Here is an 18371-nt window from a genome sequence, read left to right on the forward strand (position 1 = left end):
ACCCCGCTTAGGACCCGTAAACGGCGGCGGCAAGGCGCCGCGCAGACCCGTCAGGGAACCTCGGCCAGAAACTGGAAGATGGCCGAGCGCGAAGCGGCCTCGTCCAGCATGGGGGCGTGGCCGACGCCGGGGATCTCGGCGAAGATCATTTTGCGCGCGGCCTTGCGCATCTTGGCGGCGATCTCTTCGCTCAGCAGGTCCGAGTTTTGGCCCCGGATCAGCAGGACGGGCCGGCCACGCGTCAGGCGGCGGAACATGGGCCACAGGTTCGGGACCAGCGCCTTGGCCCCCGCTGCCTTGATCGGAACTGATATGTCCGGGTCGTAGTCCGGCACCGGTGCGCCCTCGGTGCCTTCCTTGAAGGTTCGGCGAGCGAAGGTGTCCCAGTCTGCATCGGTGTAATGCGGCAGGGCGGCGGCGTTGATGGTCTTGACGTAGGCGGCGGCGTCGTCCCAGGACTGGACCACCACCGGCTTGCCGGCATAGGCGGCGATGCGGGCCAGGCCTTCCTTGGCCACCTCGGGCCCGACGTCGTTCAGAATGGCTGCGGCGATGACCTTCGAGCGCTGCGCCGCCAGGGCCATGGTGATCAGTCCGCCCATGGAGGTGCCCAGGAACACCGCCCGCTCGATGCCGGTCTGCGCCAGAAGAGACTGGATGTCGCGGGCGTAGACATCGGGCGTGTAGGTCATGGGATCCGGCGCCCGGTCCGAGCCGCCGCGCCCGCGCACGTCCACCGCCAGGACGCGACGACCGCTCTGGGCGATCAGGGGCGCGATGACGTCGAAGTCGGCGGCGTTGCGCGTCAGGCCGTGGATGGCGACGACCGGCAGGCGGGCGGGACCGGCGGCTGGGGCGTAGTCGCGAGCGTGCAGGCTGAGGCCGTCGTGGGACGTCCAGCGGCGATCGACGAAGGCGGACATGGCGAGGTCTCCGGGTCGGGGCGGCGGTCGTCGGCCGCGTCTGAAGGGGGCGACCTATGTGCTGCCCGAGGGCTGGGCAAGGATGCGGGCGACAAAGGCGTCCAGATCGCCGCCCTGAAACAGATGGCCCGCGACATGGGCGCGGCGCGCGGCCTCCAGGTCGCTGGGCTGGTCGCCGATCATCAGCGAACGCGCGGGATCGAGGTCGTGATCCGCTACGGCGCGCAGGATCATGCCGGGGGCCGGCTTGCGGTCGGGATGGTCGGGGTGCCGCCACTGCGGATCGGCCGCGTCGGCGTGATAGGGGCAGGCGTAGACGGCGTCGATCACGCCCCCGTCCTGGGCCAGCCGCTCCAGCAGAAGGGCGTTGAAGGCCTGCATCTGCTCCAGGCTGAAATAGCCGCGCGCCACGCCGGACTGATTGGTCACGATGACGGTGACGAAGCCTGCCGCCTTCAGCCGGGCGACCGCTGCGCCCGCACCCGGAGTCAGGCGCAGCTGGTCCGGGCGATGCGGATAGCCGACGTCCTCGATCAGCACGCCGTCGCGATCCAGGAAGGCGGCGGGGCGGCTCATGCGCGAGCTGGCTCGCGGATCAGGGCCGAGAAGGCGGTCATCAGGTGATAAAGGGTCGAGGCGGGCACACTTCGGTCGGGGCTCTGCCCAGCGGCGTCGTAGCTGTCGGTCCACAGGCCGGGCACTTCAGTCGCGAGATGGGTGGCGAAAACTCCGTCGAAAAGCTGGCCGAAGCGCGCCTCCGCCCCCACAAGCGCCAGGGCGCGCAGGCCTTCCGTCTGGGCCCAGAGACGCCGGCCGCCATCTATGAAGCCGGCCCGGCGGTCGATCTCGCGCACTACGAAGCCCTGCTCGTCCAGGCCGCGGGACAGGGCGGTCTCCAGCAGCGGCTGGTCGGCCTCACGCACGGCCAGGCCAGCGCGGCGTGCGCGGTCCAGCAGCCAGATCCATTCGAAATGGTGTCCCGGCTCGACGACCCGGCCAGGCAGGCCTTGGGCCGGCGAAAGCCCTGCGTCGAAATATTCGCCCAGAGTTCCGGTCGCGACGTCAAAGAAGCGATCGTGGAACAGGTCCAGCACGGTGGCGGCGCAATCGCGGAAGCCGGCCTCGGGCGCCGTCTCCATCCAGGCGAGGATCGCCTCCAGCAGATGCATGTGCGGATTCTGGCGGCGCGGCAGGATGGGCGGCAGGCCCTCGCTCCAGCCGCCGGAGGGCTCGCGCATCTGGGCGTTGATGGCCGCCAGCGTCTGTCGCGTAAGCTCCAGCGTCCGGCCGTCTTTCAGCACGCGGTGAGCGGCCGCGAACGCGAACAGGACGAAGGCTTGGTCGTAAAGGTCGGCGCGCTCGTTCAGCGGCTGGCCCGCGTCGTCGGTGGTCAGCCGCCACAGGCCGTCATCGCGCCGGCATGTGGCGATCAGTCCGTCCAGCCCGCGACGCGCGACGGCCTCGGCGCCGGCCCAGCCCAGGGACGCCGCCTCGCAGAAGACATAGACCTGTCGAGCCTGCACCCGGGTGCGGCGGGCGACGCCGATGATCGGCCGCGCATCGAAGTGCAGCGCCTCGTAAAACCGGCCGTTGGCGTCGACACCCCGGTCCGCCCAAAGCGGCAAGGCCTGGTCGAACAACCAGGCGCGGGCCTTTTCGCGGGCGTCGGTCAGCGTCGTCACCGCTCCCGATTAGGCGGGCTTCCCGACTTTGCCAAGCGGACGCCTTGTTGCGAGACGCAACGCGATGTGACGCGCGGGGATTTGGCCTTTGTCGCCCGCCTTGCTAGCTAGCCCCATTCCGCGCCCGCGCGACAGACGCGCCCCAGCCGCCGCCGGAGAAATCCCGTCATGACCCTCCCCTTCATCGACCTTCAGGCCCAGCGCCTTCGCCTCGGCGGCAAGATCGAGGCCGCCGTCCAGGAGGCCGTGGTCGGCGGCGCCTGGGTCATGGGGCCTCAGGTGCGCCAGTTCGAGGCCGACCTGGCCGCCTTCGGCCAGGCCAAGCACGCCCTGGGCTGCGCCAATGGCACCGACGCCCTGGCCCTGCCGATTATGGCGTGGGGCATCGGCCGCGGCGACGCGGTCTTTGTGCCGTCCTTCACCTTCGCCGCCACCGCCGAGATCGTGCCCTGGTTCGACGCCGAACCGATCTTCGTGGACGTCGACGAGAACACCTACAACATGGATCCGGCCGCCCTGGAGCGCGCCATCGACGGCATCAAGGCCGAGGGGCGACTGACGCCGCGCGTGGTCATCGCCGTCGACCTGTTCGGCCAGCCGGCCGACTATCCGGCCATCAAGGCGATCTGCGACAAGCACGGGCTGAAGCTGATCGCGGATTCGGCCCAGGGCTTCGGCTGCACCCTGGGCGGCGAACACCCGCTGAAGTGGGCCGACATCACCACCACCAGCTTCTTTCCGGCCAAGCCGCTGGGCTGCTACGGCGACGGCGGGGCGGTGCTGACCAATGACGACGAACTGGCCCAGCTGATCGATTCCGTGCGTGTTCACGGCAAGGCCGTGGCGGTGGACCTGAAGGACCGCACCTTCGACCACGATCCCAAGTACCTGAACATGCGCATCGGCCTGAACAGTCGGCTGGACACCATCCAGGCCGCCGTCCTGATCGAGAAGCTCAAGGTGTTCGGCGACGAGATCGAATGGCGCAATCGCATCGCCGCCCGATACAACGAGGCCCTGCGCCCGCACGTGACCAAGGTGCCCGATGTGCCGGCTGGAAACGTCTCGAACTGGGCCCAGTACACGATCGAACATCCCGACCGCGACGCCCTGGCCGCGCACCTGAAGGATCAGGGCGTGCCCACCGCCGTCTACTATCCGATCCCGCTGCACCTTCAGCCGGCCTATGAGCACTATCCGCGCGGCGCAGGTGGTTTGCCGGTGACCGAGCGTCTGAAGGACGTGGTCGTCAGCCTGCCCATGCACGCCGATCTGGACGAGGCGACGCAGGCCCGCATCATCGACGCCGTCGCCAGCTTCAAGGGACAAGCCGCATGACCCAGATCCCGATCAAGGTGGGCGTCGCCGGCGCCGGCGTCATGGGGCGCAACCACGCCCGCGTCCTGGCCGAGACCCGCGACTTCCGCCTGACCCACATTCTGGACGCCGACGCCGTGACGGCCGAGGGCGTCGCGGCCGCCTATGAGGCGACCGGCGTCGCCAGCGTCGAAGCCTTCGTCGATGCCGGATTGGACGCCGCCGTCGTCGCCACGCCCAACCGCACCCACGCGGATCTCAGCGTCGCCCTGCTGGAAAAGGGCGTCCACGTCCTGGTCGAGAAGCCGATCGCCGCCACCGTCGCCGACGCCCAGCGCATGATCGACGCGGCCAAGGCCAACAACCGCGTGCTGATGGTCGGCCAGGTCGAGCGCTTCAACCCGGCGGTCGAGGCGGTCAAGCGCGCCATCGCCGACGAAGACGTCATCTCCATCCAGATCACCCGCGTCGGCCCCTTCCCGCCGCGCATGGGCGAGGTCGGGGTGGTCATCGATCTGGCGGTGCACGACATCGACATCATCCGCCATCTGACGGGCGCCGAGATCGTCGACGTCCAGCCGCAGCTGGCCCGCACCAAGGCCGAGCGCGAGGACACGGCCCTGCTGCAGTTTCGGCTCGACAACGGGGTGATCGCCCATATCACCACCAACTGGGTCACCCCCTACAAGACCCGCACCCTGCAGGTGGCGACCAAGGGCAAGTTCGTCGTCGCCGACCTGATGACGCGCCAGGTCACAGAATATTTCGGCCAGCAGCCCGACGGCAGCTATTCGACCCGCGGCCTGATGAGCTGGCCCAACGAGCCTCTCAAGAAGGAGCTCGAGGCCTTCGCCTACGCCATCCGCACCGGCGAGACCCCGGCCGTGACGGGCGAGGATGGGCTGCGCAACCTCGAAGTCGCCCTGCGTTGTCTGGGCGAAGCCTGATCCGCTTGAACCAATGAGGCGATCGGCGTCGGCCTTCATCGTCTGGACGCTGATCGGGGCCGCTTTGATCGCGGTCGGCGCGCGGCTGGACGTGGCTATGCATCCCGTGCCGATGTCGCTACAGAGCCTCGCCGTCCTGGCGGCGGGCGTGCTTGGCGGCTGGCGCATCGGTTTGGCCGCCAGCCTGCTCTATCTGACGGCGGGCGCTCTCGGCGCGCCTGTGTTCGCGGGCGGGTCGAGCGGCTGGACCGCCCTGACGGGACCGACGGCCGGCTATCTGATCAGCTTCCCCATCGCCGCCTTCGCGGCGGCCCTGATCGCCCGAAGAAAGCCGAAGCGCCTCGCCTTCATCGCCGGCCTGGCCGGCCACGCCCTGATCCTGGGCCTGGGATGGGCCTGGCTGGCCCAGACGATCGGTGCGCAGGCGGCGTGGAGCGGCGGCGTTCAGCCCTTTCTGATCGGCGCGATCGCCAAGTCAGCGGCCCTGGCGCTCATCGCGCTTTTCACGATCCCGCGCGGTCTCTTGAAGACATAAGCATATCTTTATATGTCTGCGGGCCACGTCGACAGCAGGAGCCTGCCTTGGCCCGTACGTCCTTCCTCTTCACCTCCGAGAGCGTCTCGGAAGGTCACCCCGACAAGGTCGCAGACCGCATCTCCGACACGGTGGTGGATCTGTTCCTGGCCCGCGACCCCGAGGCCCGCGTGGCCTGCGAGTGCCTGACCACCACCAACCGCGTGGTCCTGGCCGGCGAAATCCGGGGCAAGGGCATCTGGGAGAACGGCGCCTGGGCCGATGGCATCGAGGCCGAGATCGAACAGGCCGTCCGCGCCGCCGTGCGCGACATCGGCTATGAGCAGGACCAGTTCCACTGGGACACCTTCGAGTTCTCGAACTATCTGCACGGCCAGTCGGTCGATATCGCCGTCGGCGTCGACGCCGCCGACAACAAGGACGAGGGCGCGGGGGACCAGGGCATCATGTTCGGCTACGCCTCGAACGAGACGCCCGAGCTGATGCCGGCGACTTTGGCCTACAGCCACAACATCCTGAAGAAGCTGGCCGAGGTGCGACACGCTGGCGGCACCCTGCTTGAGCCCGACGCCAAGAGCCAGGTCACGATCGAATACGTCGATGGCAAGCCGGTGCGCGCCACCTCGATCGTGCTGTCGACCCAGCACGCCAAGGGCAAGGCCGACGCCGTCGCCGCCTTCGTCAAGCCGCTGATCCTGGAGGTCCTGCCCGAGGGCTTCACCGACGAGAAGACGGTCTGGCACATCAATCCCACCGGCATTTTCGAGATCGGCGGACCGGACGGCGACACCGGCCTGACCGGGCGCAAGATCATCGTCGACACCTACGGCGGCGCGGCGCCCCACGGCGGCGGCGCTTTCTCGGGCAAGGATCCGACCAAGGTGGACCGTTCGGCGGCCTATGCCTGCCGCTACCTGGCCAAGAACGTGGTCGCGGCAGGTCTGGCGGACCGCTGCACCATCCAGATCAGCTACGCCATCGGCGTGGCCGAGCCCCAGTCGATCCACGTCGACCTGCACCGCACGGGCCGGATCGATGAGGCCGTGCTGGAGCGCGAACTGCTGGGCCTGATCGGCGGCGCCACCCCGCGCGCGATCCGAGAGCACCTGGGGCTGAACAAGCCGATCTACGCCCGCACCGCCGCCTACGGCCACTTCGGCCGCGAGCCTGACGCGGACGGCGGTTTCTCGTGGGAGAAGACGGACCTGGTCGACAAGCTTAAGGCGCTGGCCTGAGCCCTCGCCTTCAGTTCACATCCTACAGGATGTAGCGGCTGAGATCGGCGTCCTTGGCCAGGTCGCCGATCTTCTCGCGCACCTTGTCGCCGTCGAAGACCAGGGTCTGACCTGACAGGTCAGACGCCTTGAAGCTGGTCTCTTCAAGCACGCGCTCGATCACCGTCTGAAGCCGGCGTGCGCCGATGTTCTCGACCGCGCCATTGGCCGCAACGGCCGCGTCGGCCAGGGCGTCCACGCCGTCGGGCGTGAATTCCAGCGTCACGTCCTCGGTCGCCAGCAGGGCCTGGTTCTGGCGGATCAGATTGGCCTCGGGCTCGGTCAGAATGCGGCGGAAGTCGTCGCGCGTCAGGGCTTTCAGTTCGACCCGGATGGGCAGGCGCCCCTGCAGTTCGGGCAGCAGGTCCGACGGCTTGGCCACGTGGAAGGCGCCCGAGGCGATGAACAGGACGTGGTCGGTCTTCACCGGCCCGTATTTGGTCGACACCGTCGTGCCCTCGATCAGCGGCAGCAGATCGCGCTGGACGCCCTCGCGGCTGACATCGCCGCCCTGCGCGCCCTGGTGCGCGGCGACCTTGTCGATCTCGTCCAGGAAGACGATGCCCTCGTTCTCGGCCAGCAGAAGGGCCTCCTTGGTCAGGCTGTCCTGATCCAGCAGCTTGTCGCTCTCTTCGGCGACTAGGGGCGCGACCGCGTCGCGGACGGGGATCTTGACCGTCTTGGTCTTCTGCCCGCCCATCTTGCCCAGCATCTCGGACAGGTTGATCAGGCCGACATTGCCGCCCGGAATGTCCAGCCCCTGCATGGGCGAGGCCGTATCGGCCAGGGCGATCTCGATCTCCTTGTCGTCCAGTTCGCCGGCGCGCAGCTTCTTGCGGAAGGCGTCGCGCGTGGCCGGCTGGCTGCCCGGTCCGACAAGCGTGTCCAGAATGCGGTCCTCGGCCGCCGCCTCGGCGCGGGCGCGCACGCCGGTGCGGCGCTTGTCGCGCACCATGACCAGGGCGCTCTCGACCAGGTCGCGCATGATCTGATCCACGTCGCGGCCGACATAACCGACCTCGGTGAACTTGGTGGCCTCAACCTTCAGGAAGGGCGAGCCGGCCAGGCGCGCCAGGCGCCGCGCGATCTCGGTCTTGCCCACGCCCGTGGGCCCGATCATCAAGATGTTCTTGGGCGTGACCTCGTCGCGCAGGTCCTCCGGCACGCGCTTGCGCCGCCATCTGTTGCGCAGCGCCACGGCCACGGCGCGCTTGGCGTCGTCCTGGCCGACGATAAAGCGGTCCAGTTCGGAGACTATTTCACGGGGAGACAGGTCGGTCATGCAGGGTATCCGTTCAGAGTTCGCGAGCGCCACGCGCTCAAGCAGCGAGGCTCCGCGAGCCTCGCGGTAGCGCCCTAAAGCCGCTCCACCGTCAGGTTGCCGTTGGTGTAGACGCAGATTTCGGCCGCGATCTTCATGGCCTTGCGGGCGATGGCCTCGGCGTCCAGCTCGGTGTTCTCGTCGATGAGGGCGCGGGCGGCGGCCAAGGCGTAGTTGCCGCCCGAACCGACGGCGGCCACGCCATGCTCAGGCTCCAGCACATCGCCGACGCCGGTGACGGTGAAGATCGAGTCCTTGTCGGCCACCAGCAGCATGGCCTCCAGCCGGCGCAGATAGCGGTCGGTGCGCCAGTCCTTGGCCAGATCAACGCAGGCCCGCGCCAGCTGGCCCGGATACTGCTCCAGCTTGGCTTCCAGCCGCTCGATCAGGGTGAAGGCGTCGGCCGTGGCCCCGGCGAAGCCGGCCAGCACCTTGCCCCCCGACAGCACACGCACCTTGCGCGCCGCGCCCTTGACGATGGTCGGGCCCATCGAGACCTGGCCGTCGCCGGCGATGATGGTCTGGCCGTTCTTGCGCACCGCCAAGATAGTGGTGCCGTGCCAGCCGGGAGAGGGGGCTGAGGTCGAAAATGCGTCGTGGGTCATTCAGGCCAGATGGAGTGGCGCTCGAGCCGTGGCAAGCGTGCGCGACATTGCGACCGATCAGGGCGTGCGGATCATAGGTCCGCTGGCTCGATGGCCATTCGCTGAAGGAGAGGGTGATTGGGCACGTGGTTGATGACGGACTGAAAAAAACGCGATCCATGCAAGCGCTGCAGTGTCATCCGCGCCTGTGCCTTCAGTTCGTCGCGCTGGGCGGCTGAAAAGCTCTGGGTTTTGAAGTGAACCGCCATTATCCAGGGGGCGATGGCGCAGAACCAGCCGGCCTGCATCAGCCGGAAGCAGAGATCGTCTTCCTCGCCATAGCCGCGCGGGAAGTTGATCGCATCGAAGCCCCCGACCTCTCGGATCGCCTCTGTACGCCAGAGGGCGCAAAAGCCATTGATTGACGGCACGACAATCGGCCGCCGACCGAACTTCCACTCCAGTTTCGGCGCAAGATAGTCGATCGCCGAGAAAATCTCGGCCTGAGTGAGGTGTATCCAGGAGCGTTCCGACGACAGCACGACGCTCTGGCTGCCGGCCTGGTTCGATAGGGGACCGATCGCCGCGAGCATGGGGAAAGCTTCCGCCGCCTCGACCATGGCCTCGATGTCGGCGCGCCGGATGAGGCAGTCGGAGTTCAACAGCAGAACGTATTTCGACGCGCCGTCAAAGGCGCGGGCGATGTTGGCGGTGTAGCCTTGGTTCTCCTCATGCCGCTCATAGGCGCAGCCTCGCTGGGTCGCCCAATCTCTCAATTCGCTCCAGCATTCGTCCGTCGAACCGTCGTCTAGCAGACGGATGCGATCCACGGGAACACCGCTGCTGAGCAGGCATTCGACGGCGCGGCGCGTCAGCTCGATCGCATTGTAGATCGGGATCGCGACGATCCAGTCCACAGATGCTTTGGCGGAGGAAGGCTGTCTCACCACGAGTTCACGACGACGCCTGGAGTGTTCCGCAGGTGTGTTTGGCCGCCGTTGAACAGTGACACCTTCAAGGCGCTGTGCTTCAGGGCCAGAGGAAGAGTGACCTGGTCCCTGGCGATGAATCGTCGGGCGAGGCCAAAGGCCCTCCTGAGCACGCGCGCCGTTTCGGGGGTGGCCCGGAAGCCGATCGCTCCGGTCTCCATCAACCCGCCAGATCTTTCAAATTCCTGTTCCGTCAGGTGGTTTCGGAATTCCGCGACCTCATCTGCTGACGCTCTGTTTCCGCGTATTATTGCATCGAGCTCATCGTAGACGCAGTCGCGCTCATAATGGGCGAAGGCGCAGATGTCGGAGTGATCCAGGGTAGCGGATATTTCCTCGAGCGCATGTCGCTGAACCGAAACACGGGAATCGATCCAGATGATCTTGCTGCCCTCAGGCATCAGAGAGGCCAGGCAGTATTTGTGAAACAGGACTGCAAGCTTGGGATTTGCGTCCCAGTACAGACTTGGAATGAGGCGCCATCCCTTCACATCCAGCCCAGCGTCGTTGTAGAGTCGCATATCCGGCCACTGGGTGGTGTTGTTTGTCAGGGCGTGCCGCTCGCCTGAGATGGCCGTGAAGACTATGGCCTCAGTGCTTCCCGGCTGTCTGGCAAGCCCATACAGCGGCAAGATCGGCGTTTCGGTCGTCGGCTGAGGGTCGGGCGTCTCCGTCCTCGTCCACGCTGTCCGCATCGCATCGGCTCGAGCGGCGTCGAGAGCCAGAAGATGCGTGAGGGGATCGTCCTGATTTGTAAGGCCGAACTGGGCTCGATATGCGGCGGGATCAAACCACGGCGCCGGCCATCGCCCCTCGCGACACCCATGATTGAGCCAATGCTTCATGGGATCGACACCCGCTCGCGCCACATCGCGGTACTTTGACAGGTAGAAGTCGGCGTCGAAATAAGACGCCAGAAGGCCGTCGCGCGTCGCCTCCGACGAACAATCCTCGCTCAGATCGGTCGGCTCGTCGCGAACGGTCGATCCTGCCGCCTGCCGTTTCCACAGCCGCCGCAGGCTCAACTTCTGTCTCGCCGAGCCGACCCGGAACCCCGTAGCAACGTCCTATCCCCCCTCGTGCCGCGTCAGGCGCAGTACAGACCTTCGAACATCTTGCGATAACGACCCCGCGTGTCCACGACGGCCTGTGCCTCGCGCTGAATGCGGGCATAGTCGTAATAGTCGTGGTCGGTGGTGATGACGATGCAGTCGTAGGCGGCGAAGCCTTCGGCCTCGGCGTCCACCTGAGCGATGCCCTCGGGCGCTTCATGACGGTTCAGATCGGTGACGTAGCGGTCGTCGTAAACCAGGTCGGCGCCCATGGCCGAGAGCTGGTGGATGATCTCGAGAGCCGGGCTCTCGCGGAGGTCGTCAATGTTCTTCTTGTAAGCCAGGCCGCAGATCAGAATGCGGCTGCCGTTCACTGATTTGGACGCGTCGTTGAGCGCCTTGAGCACCTTGCTGACCACGAATTCCGGCATGGCGGAGTTCACCTGCCCGGCCAGTTCGATGAAGCGGGTATCGATGCCGTACTCGCGCGCCTTCCAGGTCATGTAGAAGGGGTCGATCGGAATGCAGTGGCCGCCCAGACCGGGGCCGGGCCAATAGGCGGTGAAGCCGAAGGGTTTGGTGGCGGCCGCCGAGATGACCTCGTGGATGTTGATGTCCATGCGGTCGGCGACGATCTTCATCTCGTTGACCAGGCCGATGTTCACGCAGCGGTGGATGTTCTCCAGCAGCTTGGTCATCTCGGCCGTGCGCATGGACGAAACCTCGACCACCTGGTCGGTCATCTTGCCGTACAGATAGCTGGCGCGTTCCAGGCACTTCTCGGTGTGGCCGCCGCAGACCTTGGGCGTGTTGTGCGCCGAGAAGCGGGCGTTGCCGGGATCTTCGCGTTCCGGCGAATAGGCCAGGAAGATGTCACGGCCCACCACCAGACCTTCCGCCTCAAGAGCAGGCAGGAAGAACTCCTCGGTCGCGCCGGGATAGACGGTCGATTCCAGCGCGACCACTTGGCCCGGCCGGAAATGCGGCCGCAACGCTTCGGCGGCGTCAGCCACATAGGACATGTCCGGCGTGCGGTTGGCGGTCAGGGGCGTGGGCACGCAGACGATGACGGCGTCGGCTTCCTCCAGAACCGAATAGTCGCTGGTGAAGCGGCAGCCATCGTTGTCGACCAGGGTCTGCACGGCGCTGTCGGCGATTGACGGATGGGCGATCGCCCTTCCGAGAGCAGGTCCACCCGCTCGCCGCTGGCGTCCAGCCCGATGACGGGAAAGCCCACTTCGCTGAAGCGCATCATCAGCGGAAGACCGACATAACCCAGGCCGACCACGGCGACGGTCAGAGCGCGCTCATCGACCTTGCGTTTGAACTCTGTCCCGGAAAGACGTCCAGGATGTGCACCATCTGCCAAGGCGAAACTCTCTACTAGAAGTGGTCAGGCGCCGCCCTTTAGACCACGTTTGATACGAACGCCCTGCCGCAGGGTGCGGTGGAGTGTCGCACGGGCTGGCAGCGCGCACGAAGCCGAAGCTTGACCATAATCATCTGACTTCGCTGGACACTCGTGAGGGCGAGTGTCGGAAAGATGGCGCACCCGAGAGGATTCGAACCTCTGACCCCTGCCTTCGGAGGGCAGTACTCTATCCAGCTGAGCTACGGGTGCGTCTGCGGCGCGAGGCCGGAGCGGCTGCTTACAGCATGGGTGAGGACGCCTCAATCCCCAGGATGATCGACGCGGTCGGCGGGCGCGGGGCGGTGGGCGTTGGCGCTTCGCGAACGGACGGCGGTGGTCATCGGCGAAGACGAGGCGGTCGCCGCCGCAAACGGCATGGTGGGCTGGTGGCGGCCGGCTCAGGGTCCGGTCATCGAGGCCCGGCGGTTCGGGCCTTTTCATAAACCCGGAGCCCCGCAGATGATCCTGTCCGCCCTCGTTCTCGCCGCCGCCCTGTCCGCCTCGCCCCTGCAGGAGGCGACGCCCGCCGCCGTGGCCTTCACCTTTGACGCCGCCGCGCAGGGCACGATCCGTGTGGCGCTGTTCGACAGCGCCGAGGCCTATGCCGGGCGCGGCCAGCCGGTGCGCGTCGCCGAGCTCAAGGGCGATGCGGCCTCGACGGGCGCCGTCTTCGAGGGCCTGCCTACCGGCCAGTACGCCGCCAAGATCTATCACGACCTGAACGACAACGGCCGCATGGACGCCAATCCGTTCGGCATGCCGACCGAGCCCTTCGCCTTCTCCAACAATGCGGTGGGCAACATGGGGCCGGCCAACTGGGAGCGGGCGCGCTTCAGCGTGTCGGGCGACACCGCCCAGTCGATCGTGCTGCGCTGAAGCGAAGCTGCAAGGAGATCGCCATGCGCCCCAACCGCCGCGCCTTCATGATCGGCGCCTCCGCCCTGGTCGCCACGCCCGATGTCAGCTGGGCCGCGCACGCCCTGAATGTCGCCTCGGACTGGTCGCTGGCCACGGCCGACGTCGATACCGACGTGGCGCCGCGCGCTCTGGAGCTGGTGCACGGCCGGGCGCCCGAGGGCCTGGCCGGCTCTCTGTATCGCAACGGCCCGGCCAAGTTTCGGCGGCCGGGCGGGGCGGCGACCCACTGGTTCGACGGCGACGGCATGATGCGTCGATTCCGCATTCAGGACGGCCAGGCCAACCTGGCGGCGCGCTTCGCCGATACGCCCAAGCGCCGGCAGGAAAGCCGGCTGGACGCCATGGTCATGCCGGGCTTCGGCACAGCCGCCGATCCGCGCGCCGAGCTGGGCGGACCCGACGACGCCAATGCGGCCAACACCTCGGTTATACCGGTCGGCGACGCGGTCTGGGCCTTGTGGGAAGGTGGATCGCCTCTGGCCATGGACGCCGACAGCCTGGCGACGCGAGACTTCGTCACCCTGCGGCCCGATCTGAAAGCCATGCCCTTCCTGGCCCATCCGCGCATCGAGCCGGACGGCCGCATCTGGAACCTGGGCATGAGCGGAAACCGCGCCATCGTCTGGCGTCTGGCGTCCGACGGCGCGCTGGAGGACGCCCAGCTGATCGATCTGCCGCGGGCCAGCTATGTCCACGACTTCACTGCCACGGCCCGCCATCTGGTGATCGTGCTCCAGCCTTGGGTTCAAATCCGCGACGTCATGCCGGTCAGCCACAGCTATGACTGGCGCCCGGAGGCGGGGACCCAGGTCCTGATCGTCGATAAGGCGGACCTGAGCCGCCGGCGCGTGGTCGAGCTGGAGGCGTTCGGCTTCTTCCACCTTGGCGACGCCTGGGAGACGGCGGACGGGGAGATCCGTTTCGACGTCTGCGCCCATCGGGACATGAGCTTCGCCGCCACCGGCGCCTCAAACCTGCTGAACGGCCAATCCTCAGGCGCGCGACCGGCGGAGCTGGCCCTGGCCGTGTTGCCGCTCAATGGGCCGGGCCGGCTGGAACGAACTGGGGTGGCGGCCGAGTTCCCGCGCGGTCTGTCCCGTCTGGCCGGCGAGGCGCGGCGCTTCAGCGTGCATACGGCGGGTGAAACGCCCGGCCGGCCGCTGGCCACCGGCGTCGGCGTCACGGACTGGTCGACGGGCCGCACGCGCACCTTCGACTTCGGCGACGGCCATGTGGTGGACGAGATGATCCCCGTCGCCCGTCCCGGAGCGGTGCACGAGGCCGACGCCTGGCTGCTGGGACCGACCATCAACCTCAAGGCCGGTGTGACCGAGCTGCACGTCTTCGACATGGCCGATGTCGCGGCCGGACCGGTCGCGACCTGGCGGGCGGACGTGGCCCTGCCCGCCGCCTTCCATGGCAACTGGAAGGCTGCCTAGTACCAGCAGGCCTCTCGCAGAGCACGGGCGTAGCGCCGGCTGACGGGGGCGACCACGCCGCCCTCCAGCGTCAGGGCGGCGCGGCCGTCGCCGCGCTGGATGTCGCGCACGGCGTCCTTGGCCACCCACCAGCTGCGATGGGTCTGGGCGCCTTCCAACCCTTCCAACTCCTCCAGCGCGTCGGACAGGCGCATCAGGATCAGGTCCGAGCCTCGGTCGGTGTGGATGCGAAGATAGTGATCCTCGGCTTGGACAGCATGGATGGCCGCGCCGCGCAGACGAGGCGGCAGGCGGGCGGGAAAGCGGGCGGCGGGCCGGCTCTCGGGCGCCTGATGGGTCTGAACCGGCTGTGCGCGACGGCCGGTGAAGACGTTGATCGCACTGACCACGGCGGTGATCACCACGACGGGAAAGAACAGCTGGCCCATGGCGGTCGGGGCGTACAATCGCCCGGCGAAGGCCAGCCCCGTCGCGGCCCAGACCAGCACCACCAGCGGTCCGCTGATCACAAGGGTCAGCACGATCACCTGCAGCCAGGGCCGCTCGTCCAGGTCGATGAACCGGTCGATCATCACGGAGCACAGGTGGCCCCACAGGCCGCCCAGGATCATGATCGGGATCCAGTAGGCCAGGCGCGCACCTAGCGGCGCCGCGAGGCTGCCGAACGCCCCGGTCAGCGACAGCACGACGCCGGCCGCCACGGCGACGCCCAGACCGCGTGCGATCCGCCGCCAGGCTTCGGACTTCGGCGTCATTGCGGCCGGGTCTCGGGATCGCAGACGGCGCGGAAGCCGGCGGCCGAGAAGCGGACCATGTAGGCGCAGGCGCTTTCCAGGTCGCCCGACCGGCAAAGGCCGCCCGACAGTCGGTCCAGCCGCCCGGTTTCGCCCAGTGTCAGGGTCAGGGCGCCCGACAGATTATGCCAGGCCCAGTACAGGTCGGTCTCTCGCGCCTGGGGCAACACTCGCTTTAGCAACTGGATCAGCCGCAGGATGGCCGGGTCGAAATAGCGCGCCATGGTCTCGCCGCCGAAGGTCGGATTGGCGTTGGTCTGGGCCACCAGGGCGGAATAGTGCTTCCAGCCGGGGCCGCCCTTGAGCGACCATTCGAAGGGCGGGCGCAGGAAGGCTTCGAGCAGTCCCTCCAGCGTCATGGCCTCGCCATGGGCCTCGGCGTAGCGGTTGATGGCGTCCATGCGCTCGTCGTTCCACACCTGGGCGCGCCGCACGAAGACGGCGTCGAACAGGTCGCGCTTGGCCCCGAAATAATAGTGAACCAGCGCCGTATCCACGCCGGCCTCGCGCGCCACCTCGCGGATGGTGACGCCGTAGAACCCGTGCTTGGAGAACAGGTCCTCGGCGGCGTCCAGAATCGAGTCTCGGGTTTCGCCGGCGGCGCGCGCCTGGGTCTTGGGCGGTCGACCGCGACGAGCGGGCTTGGACGGGTCAGCAGTGGCCTTCGGCGCAGTCATGGAGGCAGCTAAGCGCGCTCCGCCAAGCGGTGCAATGGCGCCACAGCGGTGGATGATCCAACCCGTCCAAAAGCGTGGCCGTTTGACATCATGGCGAAAGCTGGTCAGTTTCACGAAAATCATTGAACGCTGAATAAAAGCGTCATCGGGCTGGAAACAGAGATTGGGATGCAGATGAACAGACTGGTGAAGACCGCCCTCATGGCGGGCGCGGCCTGGACCGCGATTTCAGGCGTGGCCGCAGCGCAAAGCGTGGAGACTCGCGCCCAGCAGCAGAACGAGCAGGCCGCGTCCGTCGAGGACATCGTCGTCACCGCGCGCCGTCGCGAAGAAAGCTTGCAGGACGTGCCCGTGGCCGTCACCGCCGTCTCGGGGGAGCAGCTGGAGGCGCGCGGCGCCATCGACATCACCGAACTGGCGCGTTCGACCCCCAGCTTGACGCTGAATGCGGCGCGCGGATCGAATTCCACCCTGATCTCCTTCATCCGCGGCGTGGGCCAGCAGGACCCGCTGTGGGGCTTCGACCCCGGCGTCGGTCTGTACATCGACGACGTTTATGTGGCGCGTCCGCAGGCCGCCGTTCTGGACATCTTTGACGTCGAGCGCATCGAGGTGCTGCGCGGGCCGCAAGGCACGCTGTATGGCCGCAACACCATCGGTGGCGCGATCAAATACGTCACCCGCCGGATCAACGTCGACGAGCCGGAAGGTTCGATCCGCGCCTCGTACGGCAGCTATGATCAGCGCGACTTCGTCGCCACCGCCGCCCTGCCCTTCAGCGAAGACTTCGCCGTGTCGGCCTCGCTAGGCCGCTATCTGCGCGACGGCTACGGCGTGAATCTCAACACGGGCAACGAACACTACAACAAGGACGTCACCGCCTTCCGCGCCAGCGCGGAATGGACGCCGACCGACAGCCTGTTCTTCCGTCTGGCCGGCGACATCGTGAAGGACGACTCCAACGCCCGCCACGGTCACCGCGAAACCGCCCCCAGCCCGACCGATCCGTACGACACGGCCGCCGGCGCCGGCGACACCAACAAGGTGGTGGCCAAGGGGCTGTCGCTGACTGGCGAATGGGCCGTCAACGACTGGCTGACCCTGAAGTCGATCACCGCCGCGCGCGACGGCTTCACGCGCGGAAACATCGACTTCGATAACTTGCCCGGGCCGATCCTGGACATTCCTGCGCGCTATGACGACGAGCAGTTCAGCCAGGAATTCCAGGCGCTGCTGACCGGCGACCGCTGGTCGGCCGTCGCCGGTGTCTATTACATGGACGCCACGGCCTCGGGCGCCTTCGACACCGTGGTGGGCCTGGCCAATCTGACGACCCTGACTGCGGGCTCGGTGGACACCAAGAGCTACGCCGTCTTCGGCGACGTCAGCCTGGACGTGACCGACGCCCTGTCGCTGTCCGTCGGCGGCCGTTTCACCCACGACGAGAAGACCGGAACCGTCTTCCGCCAGCAGTATCTCGGCATCCGCAGCCCCGACTTCGGCAATAACGCCGCCGTGCCGCTGGGCGGGCCGCGCACCGACTACACCGCCACGCGCGAGTTTGAAGAGTTCACGCCGCGTGTCTCGGCCAGCTACAAGTTTGGCCCGGACCTGACGGCCTATGCCTCCTGGGGCAAGGGCTTCAAGTCGGGCGGTTTCGACATGCGCGGCGACGCCGTCCTCTATCCCGACACCGTCAACGGCTATGATCCCGAGATCGTCGAGACCTATGAGATCGGCCTGAAGGGCTCGCTGTTCGACCGCCGCTTCACCTTCGCCACGGCGATCTTCGACTCGTCGTATGAAGATCAGCAGATCACGACCCAGTACCCGGCCGGTGCGACCGTCGCCTCGGTGGTGGACAACGTCGGATCGTCCTCGATCCGGGGCTGGGAGTTCGAGGGCCGCCTGCGCGCCACCCCGGCCCTGACCTTCCAGGGCACGCTCAGCTACATCGACGCCAAGTTCGACGAGTTCCTGGCCTACATCCCGACCGGCCCGCTCAACGCGACCTGCCCGACGCAGCCGGGCTGCTTCGTCGATGTCTCGAACGCGCGTGACTTCCAGAACACGCCGGAATGGACCGGTTCGATCGGGGCGACCTACAACCTGTTCCTGAGCGACGGTTCGATGATCTCGTTCCTGCCTTCGGCGGCCTATCGCGGCGCCTATCAGCAGTTCGAGACGCCGGCTCCGCTGCTGGACCAGAGCGACAGCTTCTGGCTGTACGACGCCAGCGTCGTGTGGACCTCGGCCGACGACCGCCTGACCTTCGGCGTGCACGGCAAGAACCTTTCGGACGAGCGCTACAAGATCGGCGGCTACAACTTCCCCGGCGCGCTGACCGGCGACTCGATCATCGCCTTCTACGGCCCGCCGCGCACCGTCACGGCGACCCTGGGGCTGAAGTTCTGATCGCCCGTATTCTCCTGAAAGCCTGATCCGAAAGTGATCCGGGCGGCGGTCCCGACGGGCCGCCGCCCTTTTTCTTGGCGCCGGGGGCCTGTC

18 protein-coding genes and 1 tRNA gene are annotated in these 18371 nt (G+C 67.3%); 7 read left to right on the top strand and 12 right to left on the bottom strand.

The annotated features are described in order from the left end of the window. Nucleotides 1–50 precede the first annotated feature (50 nt). From ACK4I0_RS06190 to ACK4I0_RS06200, 3 genes are read right to left on the bottom strand one after another with little or no spacing between them, the layout of a single operon-like run. Nucleotides 51–923: an alpha/beta fold hydrolase gene (locus ACK4I0_RS06190; RefSeq protein WP_409609056.1), complete on the bottom strand. Its 873-nt coding sequence runs from the start codon at nt 921–923 to the stop codon at nt 51–53. 54 nt (nt 924–977) lie between these two features. Continuing rightward, nucleotides 978–1499 carry a D-glycero-alpha-D-manno-heptose-1,7-bisphosphate 7-phosphatase gene (locus tag ACK4I0_RS06195; RefSeq protein ID WP_409609058.1) on the bottom strand — a complete coding sequence of 174 codons (522 nt, stop codon included), beginning with the start codon at nt 1497–1499 and terminating at the stop codon, nt 978–980. Next, on the bottom strand, nt 1496–2605 hold the full coding sequence (locus ACK4I0_RS06200) for an AGE family epimerase/isomerase (RefSeq protein WP_409609060.1): 1110 nt from the start codon (nt 2603–2605) through the stop codon (nt 1496–1498). The genes ACK4I0_RS06195 and ACK4I0_RS06200 overlap by 4 nt, the downstream gene beginning before the upstream one ends. A gap of 168 nt (nt 2606–2773) precedes the next feature. Here ACK4I0_RS06200 and ACK4I0_RS06205 point away from each other — a divergent pair, with 168 nt between their 5' ends. From ACK4I0_RS06205 to metK, 4 genes are read left to right on the top strand one after another with little or no spacing between them, the layout of a single operon-like run. Continuing rightward, nucleotides 2774–3943, top strand: coding sequence for a DegT/DnrJ/EryC1/StrS family aminotransferase (locus ACK4I0_RS06205; protein WP_409609062.1), 1170 nt, complete (start codon nt 2774–2776; stop codon nt 3941–3943). After that, complete coding sequence (locus tag ACK4I0_RS06210; protein WP_409609064.1) at nt 3940–4869, top strand: Gfo/Idh/MocA family protein; 930 nt, start codon at nt 3940–3942, stop codon at nt 4867–4869. Before ACK4I0_RS06205 ends, ACK4I0_RS06210 begins: the two co-directional genes overlap by 4 nt. A gap of 13 nt (nt 4870–4882) precedes the next feature. Continuing rightward, nucleotides 4883–5404 carry a biotin transporter BioY gene (locus ACK4I0_RS06215; RefSeq protein WP_409609066.1) on the top strand — a complete coding sequence of 174 codons (522 nt, stop codon included), beginning with the start codon at nt 4883–4885 and terminating at the stop codon, nt 5402–5404. A 47-nt stretch (nt 5405–5451) separates the two neighbouring features. After that, nucleotides 5452–6639: a methionine adenosyltransferase gene (gene metK, locus ACK4I0_RS06220; RefSeq protein WP_409609068.1), complete on the top strand. Its 1188-nt coding sequence runs from the start codon at nt 5452–5454 to the stop codon at nt 6637–6639. A 22-nt stretch (nt 6640–6661) separates the two neighbouring features. Here the strand turns inward: metK and hslU are convergent, their stop codons facing one another. The 7 genes from hslU to ACK4I0_RS06255 all read right to left on the bottom strand — a co-directional run bounded on the left by hslU (nt 6662) and on the right by ACK4I0_RS06255 (nt 12245). Next, entirely contained in the window at nt 6662–7960 is a 1299-nt protein-coding gene (gene hslU, locus ACK4I0_RS06225) for an ATP-dependent protease ATPase subunit HslU (protein ID WP_409609070.1), read from the bottom strand. Between the two features lie 74 nt (nt 7961–8034). Beyond that, entirely contained in the window at nt 8035–8604 is a 570-nt protein-coding gene (gene hslV / locus ACK4I0_RS06230) for an ATP-dependent protease subunit HslV (protein ID WP_409609072.1), read from the bottom strand. 71 nt (nt 8605–8675) lie between these two features. Next, on the bottom strand, nt 8676–9500 hold the full coding sequence (locus tag ACK4I0_RS06235; RefSeq protein ID WP_409609074.1) for a glycosyltransferase family 2 protein: 825 nt from the start codon (nt 9498–9500) through the stop codon (nt 8676–8678). Between the two features lie 26 nt (nt 9501–9526). Further along, complete coding sequence (locus tag ACK4I0_RS06240) at nt 9527–10597, bottom strand: hypothetical protein (protein WP_409609076.1); 1071 nt, start codon at nt 10595–10597, stop codon at nt 9527–9529. A 62-nt stretch (nt 10598–10659) separates the two neighbouring features. Then, a complete protein-coding gene (locus tag ACK4I0_RS06245; protein WP_409609078.1) occupies nt 10660–11766 on the bottom strand; it encodes a nucleotide sugar dehydrogenase in 1107 nt (368 codons plus the stop codon). Continuing rightward, complete coding sequence (locus ACK4I0_RS06250; RefSeq protein ID WP_409609243.1) at nt 11667–11912, bottom strand: hypothetical protein; 246 nt, start codon at nt 11910–11912, stop codon at nt 11667–11669. Before ACK4I0_RS06250 ends, ACK4I0_RS06245 begins: the two co-directional genes overlap by 100 nt. Nucleotides 11913–12168: 256 nt before the next feature. Beyond that, a tRNA-Arg gene (locus ACK4I0_RS06255) sits at nt 12169–12245 on the bottom strand. Between the two features lie 99 nt (nt 12246–12344). Between ACK4I0_RS06255 and ACK4I0_RS06260 the strand changes: the two genes are divergently transcribed. Together ACK4I0_RS06260 and ACK4I0_RS06265 are read left to right on the top strand one after the other, a co-directional pair. After that, nucleotides 12345–12911 carry a DUF2141 domain-containing protein gene (locus tag ACK4I0_RS06260; protein ID WP_409609080.1) on the top strand — a complete coding sequence of 189 codons (567 nt, stop codon included), beginning with the start codon at nt 12345–12347 and terminating at the stop codon, nt 12909–12911. 23 nt (nt 12912–12934) lie between these two features. Beyond that, nucleotides 12935–14392 (top strand): carotenoid oxygenase family protein, encoded by a 1458-nt coding sequence (locus ACK4I0_RS06265; RefSeq protein ID WP_409609082.1) that lies wholly within the window; start codon nt 12935–12937, stop codon nt 14390–14392. Here the strand turns inward: ACK4I0_RS06265 and ACK4I0_RS06270 are convergent. Together ACK4I0_RS06270 and ACK4I0_RS06275 are read right to left on the bottom strand one after the other, a co-directional pair. After that, nucleotides 14389–15147 carry a LytTR family DNA-binding domain-containing protein gene (locus ACK4I0_RS06270; protein ID WP_409609084.1) on the bottom strand — a complete coding sequence of 253 codons (759 nt, stop codon included), beginning with the start codon at nt 15145–15147 and terminating at the stop codon, nt 14389–14391. The two genes, ACK4I0_RS06265 and ACK4I0_RS06270, sit on opposite strands and share 4 nt — an antisense overlap. Beyond that, the gene (locus tag ACK4I0_RS06275) at nt 15144–15863 is read right to left on the bottom strand and encodes a TetR/AcrR family transcriptional regulator (RefSeq protein ID WP_409609086.1); all 720 of its coding nucleotides are present in this window, start codon (nt 15861–15863) and stop codon (nt 15144–15146) included. Before ACK4I0_RS06275 ends, ACK4I0_RS06270 begins: the two co-directional genes overlap by 4 nt. A gap of 174 nt (nt 15864–16037) precedes the next feature. Here ACK4I0_RS06275 and ACK4I0_RS06280 point away from each other — a divergent pair, with 174 nt between their 5' ends. Further along, the gene (locus ACK4I0_RS06280) at nt 16038–18278 is read left to right on the top strand and encodes a TonB-dependent receptor (protein ID WP_409609088.1); all 2241 of its coding nucleotides are present in this window, start codon (nt 16038–16040) and stop codon (nt 18276–18278) included. Nucleotides 18279–18371: the final 93 nt, after the last annotated feature.

Source organism: Brevundimonas sp., from assembly GCF_046295775.1.
Classification (GTDB): domain Bacteria; phylum Pseudomonadota; class Alphaproteobacteria; order Caulobacterales; family Caulobacteraceae; genus Brevundimonas.

What these genes read in the sequence shown, in the direction of transcription:
- ACK4I0_RS06210 (WP_409609064.1), top strand. Translation starts at nt 3,940, where the DNA reads ATGACCCAGATCCCGATCAAGGTGGGCGTCGCCGGCGCCGGCGTCATG.
- hslV (WP_409609072.1), bottom strand. Translation starts at nt 8,604, where the DNA reads ATGACCCACGACGCATTTTCGACCTCAGCCCCCTCTCCCGGCTGGCAC.
- ACK4I0_RS06190 (WP_409609056.1), bottom strand. Translation starts at nt 923, where the DNA reads ATGTCCGCCTTCGTCGATCGCCGCTGGACGTCCCACGACGGCCTCAGC.
- ACK4I0_RS06270 (WP_409609084.1), bottom strand. Translation starts at nt 15,147, where the DNA reads ATGACGCCGAAGTCCGAAGCCTGGCGGCGGATCGCACGCGGTCTGGGC.
- ACK4I0_RS06205 (WP_409609062.1), top strand. Translation starts at nt 2,774, where the DNA reads ATGACCCTCCCCTTCATCGACCTTCAGGCCCAGCGCCTTCGCCTCGGC.
- ACK4I0_RS06195 (WP_409609058.1), bottom strand. Translation starts at nt 1,499, where the DNA reads ATGAGCCGCCCCGCCGCCTTCCTGGATCGCGACGGCGTGCTGATCGAG.
- ACK4I0_RS06215 (WP_409609066.1), top strand. Translation starts at nt 4,883, where the DNA reads ATGAGGCGATCGGCGTCGGCCTTCATCGTCTGGACGCTGATCGGGGCC.
- ACK4I0_RS06265 (WP_409609082.1), top strand. Translation starts at nt 12,935, where the DNA reads ATGCGCCCCAACCGCCGCGCCTTCATGATCGGCGCCTCCGCCCTGGTC.
- hslU (WP_409609070.1), bottom strand. Translation starts at nt 7,960, where the DNA reads ATGACCGACCTGTCTCCCCGTGAAATAGTCTCCGAACTGGACCGCTTT.
- ACK4I0_RS06275 (WP_409609086.1), bottom strand. Translation starts at nt 15,863, where the DNA reads ATGACTGCGCCGAAGGCCACTGCTGACCCGTCCAAGCCCGCTCGTCGC.
- ACK4I0_RS06280 (WP_409609088.1), top strand. Translation starts at nt 16,038, where the DNA reads ATGAACAGACTGGTGAAGACCGCCCTCATGGCGGGCGCGGCCTGGACC.